Raw genomic sequence first — 13,030 nt, forward strand, 5'->3', positions numbered from 1 at the left:
ATATGTTTGAGAGTATATGTATAAAAGAAAAGAGAAAAAATATGAATAAAACATTTGTAAAAGGAGCAGCAATTTTAACCATTACAACTTTTTTGTCGAAATTGCTGGGTAGTTTTTTTCAAATTCCATTACAAAATATTGCAGGAGATGAAGTGCTCGGTATTTTCCGCCTTGTTTTTCCTGTATATATGATTGCTCTTACATTATCGGTAGCCGGAGTTCCACTTGCAATTTCGAAACTAATTGCAGAGTTGAACGAAAAAAATAAGCAAAAGGAAATTGCGAAATTATTTAAATCAGCGTCAATTATTGGGATAGCATTTGGCGTTTTCGGCTGTTTAGTCATTGTATTATTTTCTATTGAAATTGCAAATATGCTTGGTGGACAAGAAACTAGAATGCCGTTGCTTATTACTTCATTAGCATTACTCATTGCGCCATACATGGCGGTGTATAGAGGGTATTTTCAAGGTTTCGGTGATATGAAACCAACAGGGGTATCACAGGTCATTGAGCAATTTGTACGTGTGTTTTTTATGTTAATAATTGCTTACATACTAGTATCATGGGATAAGAGTAATACTGTTATTACTAGTGGTGCGATGGTTGGCTCTTTTCTTGGAGTCATTAGTTCGCTTATATATTTGCGTATAAAATATAATAGAAGTCCATACTACAATAAAAGCAATTCCTATTCGCTCCGAGATTTAAGAGAAAACGGCAAAAAGATATTGCGGGTATCGATCCCAATCGCTATTGGAGCTTTATCAATGCCACTTTTAAATTTAGTAGACTCGCTTACAATACCGCATGTATTACAAGGATCATCAACAGAAATTCAAGAACAATTTGGAATATACAGTCGCGGTTTTGCATTCACGCAAATAATTGTTATTTTTGCAAGCGCAATTGTATTTCCGTTAATACCACTCTTAACTTCCGCATTGGCCAAAAGAGATATAAATTTGGCGAAAATAACAATTCAAAATACAAATCGACTAGCGCATGTTTTGACAGCACCGTTAACAATATGGTTGATGGCATTAACAGTACCGTTAAATGTCGGATTGTTCACAGATGTAAAAGGCAGTAGTATGTTAACAGTTATGATTGGCAGTTCGTATTTTACTGCGGTTATGGTATTATCAATAGGTGTTTTACAGGGCATTAACCGTTCTGCACAAGCTGCATGGATTGTTATTGGTGCGAGTTGTGTGAAAGTCGTGTTAAACATAATGTTCGTGCAGAAGTTTGGCATAGATGGAGCGGCGTATAGTACATTCATTACTTACGTATTGGTTTGTATTGTAAATCATTTGTATATTCGAAGCTATATTGCCTATTCTATTCATTTAAAAAGCTTTTTTGGTGTGCTAGCAATAGCATGTATTTTGGGACTAGGATTGTATGAACTATGTAATGTGATAAATATTACATCTTCAAGAATTATGACGTTATTATTCAGTGGTATAGCATTAAGTATTACAACCATTTTGTATGGTGTATGTGCTTTGAAATTAAAATGGATATCAATAAACAAAATACCATTTTTGAAAAGATAAATATAGAAATTTAATTTTTTATTATAATTCATATGAACTGATAAAGAGGAAACTATGTAGGGTATCAAGTGTTTAGGTAAGGAATGGGTACTAGTTTATGTTAGATGAAATAAACGGTTACCTAGTTTTGGAGGAGATTTAGGGTGCGTTTAGTCTTATCAGGATATTATGGTTTTTATAATGTTGGAGACGAGGCGATTCTACAATCAATTATTGAATCGTTAAGTAAAGAGAACCCGGATATAGAACTAGTAGTACTATCAAATGATTCTAAATATACAAAGGAAATGTATGGTGTAGAATCGGTAGATCGCTGGGATATAAAAGCTGTTTATCATGCAATCAAAAACAGTGATGGAGTTATTAGCGGTGGCGGGAGCCTTCTTCAAGATCAGACAAGTACGAAGAGTATTCTATATTATACGGGTATTATGGGACTCGCTCGATTATTAAAAAAGCCGTATTATATTTATTCACAAGGAATAGGTCCAATTACAAAAGGATATAATCGTCTATTAGTAAAATGGAACTTGTCAAAAGCTTCCTATGTATCAGTTCGAGATGAGGATTCGTTTTTATATTTAAAAGAACTTGGCATAAAAAACGATATTGAAATTGTTCCAGACCCTGTTTTAACATGGAAACGGACAAAACAATCGGATTGGTTGCAAAAGCATTCGATACATGGAAAAGTAATTGCGGTTAGTGTGCGTTATTGGAATGCAAAAGAAGATTATATAAAAAAATTAGCTGCGGCATTAAAAAAATTAAAGCAAGAAGGATACCAAATTCTATTTGTTCCAATGCATGAGCCATTTGATCAAAAAGCTTCGCGTGAAGTAGTAGACTTAATGGGAGAAGAGACGTATATGCTTCCATATAAAATGGATATCGACGAGAAAATATTCATTTTATCACAATGTTCATTACTAATTGGTATGCGTCTTCATGCACTAGTTTTTTCTGCTGTAGCCAAAACTCCAATGGTCGGGATTTCATACGATCCGAAAATTGATTCGTTTTTAAGTCAAGTGAATCAGCCAGTTATAGGAAGTGTGGATGGCGAATGGAGTGCTGAATATTTATATGAAATTGCGAAAAAGCAATTAATGCAACAAGGAACTGTGCAGCAAGAGTTACAATTGACAATAGATGAGCTTCGGTTGCAAGGCAAACAGGCAACAAAGAAACTCATTGATCATATGGAAAAAGGCACTTTATTAAAAAAGTAAAGTGTCTTTTATTTTGTTTTGAATGTAATGAAAATTCTAATTAAAAAACGTTTTATTTTAATTCCTATTTATTATGCTAAAATGATTGTGATTATTATATAATCAAATTTGTGATAATAAATTCGTAGATTACGAGGAGGATAACCTTGAAGACTTTTTCAAAAGGTATAACAGCAGTGGCATTAACGGGATCATTACTTTTAACTCCTATTTCAAGTTATGCGGCAAATGATGATATTACAGGACATATGTTTGAGACGAATATGCGCTCACTTATTACTAAAGGAGTTTTAATGGGGTATGGGGACAATGTATATGCGCCTGATAAATTAGTAACAAGAGCAGAGTTTGCTACATTCATAGCAAGGGCTTTAAATTTACCGAAAGCTGATTCGAATTTCGAGGATGTGCCGAAGACTTACGGTTTATATGATGGTGTAAGTAGAGCATATGGAGCGAAAATTATTAATGGTCGTACGAACGAGACATTCTCACCAAATGATGTGATTACACGTGAAGAAATGTCGATCATGGTAAAGCGAGCGTTAGACTATAAAAATATTAAAGTAGCTGTAAGTCCGCTTACCTTTACTGACAAAGATAGTATTAACTATAAAGAGCATGTGCAAGTTATGGTGGCTACTCAAATTATTAAAGGGTATCCAGAAGATAATACATTTAGACCACATTTATCAGCTACAAGAGGGATGGCTTCAGCTATGTTGGATCGCATGCTTCAGACGATTGAAAAAAACGGAAATACCAATCCTGTAGAAACTAAGAAATATGTTGTGACAAATGTAAGAGAAAACGGAACAGAGCAAGAAGTAGAGCGCTATAATACGTATAAAGAAGCGGTTACGGCTGCTCAAAATAAAGGTATGAATGCGGTAAAATACGAGAACGAATTTTTATGGATTAAAGATGGTTTTGCAAGTGCGAAAAGAATAACTGGGCAAAACATCATTAATATTTATGATGAGAATTTAGCAACAGTATATACGTATATTCAGTATGGAACAGAATTGAAAGTGTTAGAAGTTGGCGAAGATCGTGTGAAAGTTCAACTTTCTGGTTTGACAGGTTATGTGAAGAAGAATGAAATCACTTTAATTCCTACCAATGAAATGAAACATTCGTCTTATTATGTGAAATCAGATGGATATTTATACCATAAATATTATACATATAATACAAGTTCACCTGGATATACAGAATTTAGATATGGTGTGGCACCTTCTTTCATGAAGCAAGGACAGCAAATGTATAGTGTAGATGGAAAGACATTCGGAGACGAAACTTTCTATCAATATTTCAATTATTTATCATTACGTTCGAAAACAGATTATACAGCTGAACAACTAGATAGTTATGTGAAATCGATTAAGCCAGACTCTCCATTAATTGGTTTAGGAAAGAAATTTAAAGAAGTAGAAAGCAAGTATAATGTAAATGCATTATTCTTATATTCATTAGCAATTCATGAAAGTTATTATGGAACAAGCGCTCTTGCAAAAAACAAAAATAATTTATTTGGTTTAAAAGCAACAGACGATAGCCCATATGGTAACGGGGAAGCATTTAATTCAAAAGAAGATTGTATTGAACATGCAGCAAAATTATACATGAATGAAGGATATTTAAATCCAGGACATTGGCGTTATACAGCAACATATACAGGTGATAAAGCTGCTGGTTTAAATGCGAAATATGCATCTGATGCGAACTGGGGTAAAAAAGTAGCGGGGCATATGAACCGTTTTGATTCTTATTTAGGTAAAAAAGAATACAACAAGTACAAACTTGCACGTGTGATGAATAACGTGGAAGTGAAAAAGAATCCTAGTATATCAAATGAGCGACTGTATCGTTTAAATACAAATGTAGTTGTCACAGTTACTGGTGAAGAAATAATAAATGGAAAAGCGTGGGTTAAAGTTATTTCAGATAATCCTACTGTAACAGAAGCGTATATTGCAAAAGAAAGCTTAGAGTACGTAAAACATTAATTAAATAAAAAAGAAGGTGCTACTAATATTTCGTAGCACCTTCTTTTTATTCAATTTCAAAATCAACAATGATATAAGCGAGAATAACAACGAAGAAAATGCTAACGGCTGGCGCTGTTAATACGTGGCCAGACATAAAGCCAATGCCAAGTGATAGAATGAGTGTGCTCGCTAATAGCATATACTTTACGGTCATGATTTTCTTAAAGTTTGTGATCATGCGGGTGAATAATGTAATACCAAAGTATAGAAGTGGTATTAAGTAAATAAGGAAACCGACAATGCCAAATGCGAAAAATAGGTCATGGAAGTCCATTTCAATTAATTTAATTTTATCTGTGTAGTTACCAGCGTAACCCATTCCGAATAGTTTTTGTGAAAGCGGTGCGTCTTTATAGTACTGTTTGTATGTTTTTAAGAATTTGTCGCGATCGCTGTAAATTAAACTTTTTACTTCAGAATCTGTAAGTTCACCTTTTGCATGTTTTTTTGCATCTTCTGGATCTTCTTTAATTACTTTTCCTTCTTTTCGATCTTTCTCTTCTTGTACTGATTTTTTGTATTCGTATATTTGCATGTGAATGCCCATATTTTTTGCGATAGGAGTATGCGGTGTAAGAACAATTAAACCTCCTAGTATAACAGCGGCAACAACGGTATTTACAATATGTGTGAATCCTTTTCCTTCTTTTTTACGATTTATCATGTACTCAATGAATGAGAAGAAAAGTGCTACGCCTAATGTAATAACAATTGCGCCATATCCGACTTTCGTTCCGACCATAATACTTGCATACATCGCAAGTATTGTTGGAATCCAGTAATATATTTTCGAGAAAGAAGTTGTTTTATGAATCGAATATAAGACAATGATTGGGAACATAATGGCGAAAAGAGAACTTAAATCATTTCCAGCGAAGAACCAACCTCTTGAACCGATTTTTGAGTGAGGATAGCTTGGGAAATCCGTTCCAGTTTGCATTGCGACAATCATTGTGATGCTTAAAATTAAAGTTGCATATAAGAAATATGTAATGATTTTATGAAATACATACTCTTTATTTTTTAGCTCTTTAAAGGCGATAATATATCCAAACAGTAGCACAATTGGATATACGCTCTTTAAGATAAATTTAACTTCTTCTCCAAATGAAATTGGAGATTTAACCATCATATTATTTACAAGACCGATTGCGAGTGCGATTCCGAGTAAACATAAATAGAGGATGTACTTTTTCGCATCTTGTTGTTTGTGATGAAGAAGTAGGTATCCTAATGCAAGAAGCATAAAGGCGAAACGGACTACAACTCCAACTGTTGCGCTCATGTGTAGTATATAGATTGAAAAAGATGTTAATAAATCTAAAATTGGTTGAAACACAATGAATAGCAATAGGAAATGTGGGAAGTAGTTATCCGTTTGTTTCAACTTATTAACCATATGTTCCTCCAGTTCTTCATTCCTTTATTACAACACCCAAAAGATGGGTATAAAGCCTTTTTTACATAGTAAGGCGAATGAATTTCAATATTTGTTTTTTTATCAAACTTAAGAATACACCATTTCATTGTAATGGTAAATAGATGAAAAGCATGGATAAACCGACTTTAATTTCTATATTTTTCAACGGAATTGTATGTTTTATACGGTATATGTACAAATTGCGAGATTATTAGACAGAAAATTGAGAAAAAAGAAGGATTTTTCAATGGTTCTCTATAATTATATAAGTATAATCTTTATGGAGAAAAGAGGGGTATATATAATGGAAATAACAAGTAAAACAGAATCTGTCGTTGTGAAATATGAAGGCCACGTTGCAACGGTTATGGTCAATCGCCCAGAGGTGTTAAATGCGTTGGATGAGCCGACCTTAAAAGAGTTATTACAAAAGTTAAAAGAAGTAGCGGAAAGTTCTGCGCATATCGTTGTGTTATGCGGGAACGGCCGTGGTTTTTCTGCGGGTGGGGATATTAAATCGATGCTTTCAAGTAATGATGAAAGTAAGTTTGATGGTATTATGAATACCATTTCTGAAGTTGTCGTGACATTATATACGATGCCAAAGCTTGTTATTAGTGCAATTCATGGACCAACTGCAGGTCTTGGATTAAGTATTGCGTTAACAGCTGATTATGTAATGGCGGATATATCATCTGTTATTGCAATGAACTTTATTGGAATCGCTTTAATTCCAGATGGAGGCGGTCATTTCTTCCTTCAAAAGCGCGTCGGTGAAAATATGACGAAGCAAATTATTTGGGAAGGTAAGAAATTATCAGCGACAGAAGCGCTTGATATCGGCTTAATTGATGAAGTAATCGGCGAAGATTTCCAAACGGCTGTGAAGCAGAAGATTAATGAATGGTCACAAAAGCCGATTAAAGCAATGATTCAAACGAAGCAAATTTTATGTGAAGTAAATCGTTCTAATTTAGAGCAAACATTGCAATTAGAAAAGCGTGGTCAATATGCAATGAGACAAACAGCGGATCATAAAGAAGGTATTGCTGCGTTTTTAGAGAAACGTTTACCAGCATTTAAAGGGGAATAAAGTTTGTCCATTCCTCACTGATTATTAGCTCGTTAATTCGGGATAAAGGGGAGAAAGTGCTAACACATTTTAGTATAATTGTGTTAGCACTTTTTTTTAGGAGTAATACATGAAGAAAATGATCGGTGTTATCACTATTATTTTGCTTACATATTCTGCTTTGCATAGTACACCATCTTTGGCAGTTCGGACTGCGTTATTTTTTGAGGGACATCCAAGTGTTGCATTTTCTGACGGGGTGACGAAAGAAAAAGATGTGAAAAAAGAAGCGATTCCAGATGAGTATCAAACTCTATATGGTAAGGACGAAGACTTAGAGCACTATTTCTTTCCACATGTAAGAGCACATGGATCAGGAATTGATATGTTAAGTGCATGCGTGAAGAAAAAATGGTTTTTCTATAAAGCAGAGCTCGGATGTTATTAAATATAGGAGGATGAATGATGTCAGCATATAACAAGTTAGTAAGAGATCGTGTTCCAGAGAAGATTTTAATGTCTGGAAAAACATATACAGCACAAAAATTAACAGGTCAAGCCTACATACAAGCTTTAGCGAAAATTGGAACGGAAGAAATTCGTGAATTTGCTTCTATGAAAGAACGCGAACATGCACTAGATTCTCTTGCAGATGCGCTAGAGGTTATCATTTCATTAGCACGTGCAGAAGGTGCATCGATTGAAGATGTGGAACGCCTTCGTAAGCAAAAAGAGATAGAGCGCGGTGGATTTGAAAGAGGGATTTATTTATTAGACGTTTCAGAAGAATAGTTTTATAGGAAAAGCATAGCGTTAATGAGTAACGCTATGCTTTTTTGTTGCAATGAAGCTAATAATGAAGAAGATAGCTGTTAATATCCAGCCGATTGTAATAGAAGTAGTAGTATGAATGGCATAAGAGATTTGTAAACAAAATAATGATGCTAAAAACCAAATGAGTGCAATGTGTATATATTTTTTTGATATATTCATATTTCAGGACTCCTTTTGTATACTAAAAAGAATTTTACTACAATTTAGAAAATTGAGCTATATAAGTAGAGGTTTTCTGGCGAATTTTGTATACTGAATAGTAGAGAAAATGAGGAGGAAACGACAATGGCACATCATACGAAAGAAACGATGGAACTGATTAAGGAGCTTGTCTCTATTCCGAGTCCATCTGGAAATACAGCAAAAATTATTAATTTCATTGAAAACTATGTCAGTGAGTGGAACGTAGAAACGAAACGTAATAATAAGGGAGCTCTTATTTTAACGGTAAAAGGGAAGAATGATGCGCAGCACCGCTTATTAACGGCACACGTTGATACGTTAGGTGCGATGGTGAAAGAAATTAAGCCTGATGGTCGCCTGAGTCTTTCTATGATTGGTGGATTTCGCTGGAACTCTGTAGAAGGGGAATATTGCGAAATTGAAACAGCAAGTGGCAAGACATATACAGGAACGATTTTAATGCATCAAACATCTGTACATGTATATAAAGATGCAGGTGAAGCAAAACGCGATGAGAAAAATATTGAAGTTCGTATTGATGAGCGCGTATTTTCAGCTGATGAAGTACGCGAATTAGGAATTGAAGTAGGAGACTTCGTTTCATTTGATCCGCGTGTTCAAATTACAGAGAGTGGATACATAAAATCCCGTCATTTAGATGACAAAGTAAGTGTTGCGATTTTATTAAAATTAATTAAAAGATTACAAGATGAAAACGTAACATTACCATATACGACGCATTTCTTAATTTCTAATAATGAAGAGATTGGATACGGTGGTAATTCTAACATTCCTGAAGAAACTGTTGAATACTTAGCAGTTGATATGGGAGCGTTAGGTGATGGACAAGCATCTGATGAATATACAGTATCTATTTGTGCAAAAGACTCTAGCGGCCCGTATCATTACGCACTGCGTAAAAATTTAGTAGAGCTTGCGAAAACGAATCATATTGAATATAAAGTAGATATTTATCCATACTACGGATCTGATGCATCAGCTGCGATTCGCGCGGGATTTGATGTGAAACATGCTTTAATTGGAGCGGGTATTGATTCTTCTCACGCATTTGAACGTACACATGAAAGTTCTATTGCGCATACAGAAGCATTAGTGTATGCATATGTAATGTCTAATTTAATTGAAGAATAATTTCATAGATAATAGAGAGCTGATTAAAGATATTATTTTTAATCAGCTTTTTATTTGGCGAAGCGATTAGGAGACATGTTCTAATCGCTTTTTTATCCCGCTATTTGCCGAGTAGTAAGACCCCTACCTCAAAATTCAGCGAAAGCAAAAAAGTTAGATGGGGACCGGGCTGCCCGTAAAAGCCCGATTGGTGAGGGCTGATTAAAGTTTTTTTATATACATTCATTATAAGTTATATATATGCGATTTTTGTTATAAGGCCGGAAACGTATTTACTATAGATATATAATGTTATACACTATGAAAGGAATTAATTAATAGTTAATATTTTTTAGTTAGCTTGATTAAAAAAATGTATGAATATGAAGTTTTGAGAGGAGATTTATTTTTCATGAAGTACAAAGCAATAGCCGCAGGTTTATTAGCAGCAAATTTACTAGCACATCCAATTAGTAGTTTAGCAGAAACGAAGAAATTTCCTGATGTTTCAGATAGTGCGTGGTCGAAAGACGCAATTTATTATTTAGTAGAGAGAAATGTAATTAACGGTATGCCAGATGGTAACTTTATGCCATACGGAAATTTAACACGTGCCCAGGCAGCAAAGATTATCGCAACAGCAATTGGTGCTAAAGTAGATCCAAATGCAAAGCCGTCTTATGATGATGCAAAAAATAGTTGGGCAGCTTCATTTATTGCAGCCATGGAAAAAGAGAATATTATTAAGGGACGAGAACCAGGAGTATTTGATCCTGAAGGAAAAGTAACTCGTGCTGAAATGGCAGCTATGCTTGTAAGAGCATATAATCTGAAAAGCAAAGTAACAGGACCAGTTCCTACAAAATTCGCTGATTTAGAGAATCATTGGGGTAAAGAAGAAGTTAATATTTTAGTAGAATTAAAACTTTCTTTAGGTACAGAGAATGGCTGGAAACCGAATGATTCTATTACGCGTGAACAAGCAGCTCAGCTTACTGCGCAAACAGATAAATTTAGCAAGAATAGTGATCGTCCAGTAGAAACAAAGAAAATGTACATAGATAGAAAATTCATTACATATCACGCACCATCATTAAGTTCTGGGATTAGTGCGAATCAGCATAATCCACAAACGGTAGAAATTAAAGAAGAACGAGATGGATGGATCAAAATTGCAACAAGTAACGGTGATAAATGGACACCTTTAGTAGAGAAAACAGAAGTTATTAATGAAGGATTCACTACTTATGCAGAAGCTTCTTCTTCGTCAAAAGTAATGGGAACACATAACGCACAGCAAGTAACTGTTATTGAAGAGAACGGCAGCTGGATTCGTATCCGCATGGGCGCTGGTTTCCAATGGGTTAATAAAAATCAATTAAATCCAGTGAAGCAAGGGAATTTCTTAGAAGGAAAAGCGATTATCATTGATCCAGGTCATGGTGGAGTTGATCCAGGGCATTCTGGTGTGAAAATGGATGAAAGTGCTATTGTATTAGATACATCTTTACGTGTACAAAAACTATTTGAACAAAAGACACCATTTACTGTTTTATTAACACGTAATGATGATACGCGTCCGGGAAATACTCCTGGTGAATCTTTGAAAAAACGTGTAGAATTTGCACAAGAAAATAAAGGTGATATTTTCGTAAGTATTCATGCAAACGGGTTTAATGAACAAGTAGAAGGAACAGAAACGTTCTACTACAGATCGGCAACAAATCCAAACTCAGAAGAAAGCCGTGTACTAGCAGAAAAAGTACAAAAACGTTTAGTACAAGCACTTCAATCAAATGATAGAGGTGTAAAGACAGAAAACTTCTATGTAGTGAAATACAATACAATGCCTGCTATTTTAGCTGAACTAGGTTTCATCGATGCTAAAGGTGAAGGTGAAAAACTAGCTACTGAAGAATGGAGACAACGTGCAGCGGAAGCGATTTATCAAGGCATTTTAGATTACTATGAAGAAATGGGTAACAACGTGTCTTCTTTCCGTTAATAAATAATAAGAGATTGCCATTGGCAGTCTCTTTTATTTATTAACGTTTCTCTTTATTTCCGGCATATGATATCATTTAATTTTATATACAAAAGAAAAGTATTTGAGTAATTGTAATCATAACAATTTTAAACGATAGAGGATGATAATAGATTGAATAATCATAGTAAAACACCTGCCTGTATATATACGTATGCATTTCGTGAGGAGGAGCGTGCTTTATGTTACTTGGAAATGCGCTCGTTCTTTGGAATGGAGTCCCACGTTAATATTTTAAAAAGTGATGTCAAGATTGACCCGAGTAGAAGTGCGTTTATGAAAGAGCGCGTTGAGGTTATGTATGAAGGGGACGACTTAGAAAGCATTTTAAAACAAGTGGAACAAATTGATTTGGCGGGGGCGTCGTTTAAAGTTATCTTCGTTAAAATCAATGACCTCGTTGGAGAAAATAAAATTGAATATGGAGAAAGACGTCTTATTGAACGAGACCTTGGCATGCATATTGAAGGAGAAGCGGATGTTCGTAATCCAGAGCGTGTATTCGGGATCGTTCCTCTTGGAGGACGCTGGTACTTCGGGCACTATGTAGAAAGCGAACCAGTTTGGTATCATCACATAAAAAAACCGCATAGTTATTCGACATCACTTAGCACACGTGTTGCGAGATCGGTTGCAAATATCGCTGTACCAAATCCAGAAGGAGTACGAGCAATTGACCCGTGCTGCGGTATTGGAACAGTAGTAGTAGAAGCACTTTCTATGGGGATTAACATCGTTGGTAGAGATATAAATCCACTTGTAGTTCTTGGAACGAGAAAAAACATCGCACATTTCGGATTTGAAGGAACAGTAACAAAAGGACCAATCGAGGAAATTACTGAGAACTACGACGTTGCCATTATCGATATGCCGTACGACCTATTTACGCATGCCACACCAGAAGACCAGCTCTCCATTCTTTCAAGTGCACGCCGCATCGCGAAAAAAGTAGTCGTTGTCACGATGGAAACAATGGATGACATGATCCATGAAGCAGGATTTGAAATTACAGATCGCTGTATTACAAGAAAAGGATCATTTACTAGACAAATTCTTGTTTGTGAATAAGAAAGGAAGGTCACCCGTTTGGGTGACCTTTTTCTATTGTAGTTTGATGTGTGATTGGTTGGTGGTGTAGATAGATGAATTAGCGGAATTTGTCGGTAAGTCGATATTCCATGGCGAATCGCCGATATCGTTACATTAGAATGTTACTGTTCTTTTAATTTTTCTTGTTGTGCGATTAATAAATTGCGTAATATGTGTCCGCGGTAACTTTCTAGTTTTCTTCCTTCATGATAGCGCACACCTAATTTTTTTAGTTCAGCTACGTACCAGCCCTTTGTTCCGTAATACATGGGATCACTTCCTTTTTGCTTTTGAACAGTATATGTTGGGGAGCGAAGTAACTTTACATTGAAAATAATAATGGTAAAAGGAATCCTACATGTGTGTACGAGAGGAATTGCAAAGTTATCGAGGTGTTTTATAACGTAACATC

The 13,030-nt window shown here is 35.1% G+C and carries 12 protein-coding genes; 9 read left to right on the top strand and 3 right to left on the bottom strand.

The window, feature by feature from the left end:
- Window positions 1-41: 41 nt before the first annotated feature.
- From C3Y97_RS04640 to C3Y97_RS04650, 3 genes are all read left to right on the top strand, one after another.
- The gene (locus C3Y97_RS04640; protein ID WP_001044001.1) at window positions 42-1,562 is read left to right on the top strand and encodes a putative polysaccharide biosynthesis protein; all 1,521 of its coding nucleotides are present in this window, start codon (window positions 42-44) and stop codon (window positions 1,560-1,562) included.
- 143 nt (window positions 1,563-1,705) lie between these two features.
- Complete coding sequence (csaB, locus tag C3Y97_RS04645) at window positions 1,706-2,794, top strand: polysaccharide pyruvyl transferase CsaB (RefSeq protein ID WP_001241591.1); 1,089 nt, start codon at window positions 1,706-1,708, stop codon at window positions 2,792-2,794.
- A 146-nt stretch (window positions 2,795-2,940) separates the two neighbouring features.
- Window positions 2,941-4,803, top strand: coding sequence for an S-layer homology domain-containing protein (locus C3Y97_RS04650; RefSeq protein ID WP_136363077.1), 1,863 nt, complete (start codon window positions 2,941-2,943; stop codon window positions 4,801-4,803).
- A gap of 46 nt (window positions 4,804-4,849) precedes the next feature.
- Here C3Y97_RS04650 and C3Y97_RS04655 read toward each other — a convergent pair whose 3' ends face one another.
- Window positions 4,850-6,244, bottom strand: coding sequence for an O-antigen ligase family protein (locus C3Y97_RS04655; RefSeq protein ID WP_000247523.1), 1,395 nt, complete (start codon window positions 6,242-6,244; stop codon window positions 4,850-4,852).
- A 301-nt stretch (window positions 6,245-6,545) separates the two neighbouring features.
- On the opposite strand from C3Y97_RS04655, the gene C3Y97_RS04660 reads away from it, so the two are divergent.
- From C3Y97_RS04660 to C3Y97_RS04670, 3 genes are all read left to right on the top strand, one after another.
- The gene (locus C3Y97_RS04660) at window positions 6,546-7,358 is read left to right on the top strand and encodes an enoyl-CoA hydratase (protein ID WP_001999174.1); all 813 of its coding nucleotides are present in this window, start codon (window positions 6,546-6,548) and stop codon (window positions 7,356-7,358) included.
- Between the two features lie 109 nt (window positions 7,359-7,467).
- On the top strand, window positions 7,468-7,785 hold the full coding sequence (locus tag C3Y97_RS04665) for a hypothetical protein (protein WP_000738198.1): 318 nt from the start codon (window positions 7,468-7,470) through the stop codon (window positions 7,783-7,785).
- 17 nt (window positions 7,786-7,802) lie between these two features.
- Window positions 7,803-8,129 (top strand): nucleoside triphosphate pyrophosphohydrolase, encoded by a 327-nt coding sequence (locus tag C3Y97_RS04670; protein ID WP_001277350.1) that lies wholly within the window; start codon window positions 7,803-7,805, stop codon window positions 8,127-8,129.
- A 21-nt stretch (window positions 8,130-8,150) separates the two neighbouring features.
- Here the strand turns inward: C3Y97_RS04670 and C3Y97_RS04675 are convergent, their stop codons facing one another.
- Window positions 8,151-8,330: a hypothetical protein gene (locus tag C3Y97_RS04675; RefSeq protein ID WP_001027083.1), complete on the bottom strand. Its 180-nt coding sequence runs from the start codon at window positions 8,328-8,330 to the stop codon at window positions 8,151-8,153.
- A gap of 126 nt (window positions 8,331-8,456) precedes the next feature.
- Between C3Y97_RS04675 and C3Y97_RS04680 the strand changes: the two genes are divergently transcribed.
- The 3 genes from C3Y97_RS04680 to C3Y97_RS04690 all read left to right on the top strand — a co-directional run bounded on the left by C3Y97_RS04680 (window position 8,457) and on the right by C3Y97_RS04690 (window position 12,597).
- Window positions 8,457-9,506, top strand: coding sequence for a M42 family metallopeptidase (locus C3Y97_RS04680; RefSeq protein WP_000930080.1), 1,050 nt, complete (start codon window positions 8,457-8,459; stop codon window positions 9,504-9,506).
- Window positions 9,507-9,897: 391 nt separating this feature from the next.
- A complete protein-coding gene (locus C3Y97_RS04685; protein ID WP_000875327.1) occupies window positions 9,898-11,490 on the top strand; it encodes an N-acetylmuramoyl-L-alanine amidase in 1,593 nt (530 codons plus the stop codon).
- Window positions 11,491-11,643: 153 nt separating this feature from the next.
- Window positions 11,644-12,597 (top strand): TRM11 family SAM-dependent methyltransferase, encoded by a 954-nt coding sequence (locus tag C3Y97_RS04690; protein ID WP_001059320.1) that lies wholly within the window; start codon window positions 11,644-11,646, stop codon window positions 12,595-12,597.
- A gap of 143 nt (window positions 12,598-12,740) precedes the next feature.
- Here the strand turns inward: C3Y97_RS04690 and C3Y97_RS04695 are convergent, their stop codons facing one another.
- Window positions 12,741-12,971, bottom strand: a complete 231-nt coding sequence (locus C3Y97_RS04695) for a YflJ family protein (RefSeq protein ID WP_100655457.1) — start codon at window positions 12,969-12,971, stop codon at window positions 12,741-12,743.
- Window positions 12,972-13,030 lie beyond the last annotated feature (59 nt).

The organism is Bacillus sp. DU-106 (genome assembly GCF_004799705.1).
GTDB lineage: Bacteria > Bacillota > Bacilli > Bacillales > Bacillaceae_G > Bacillus_A > Bacillus_A cereus.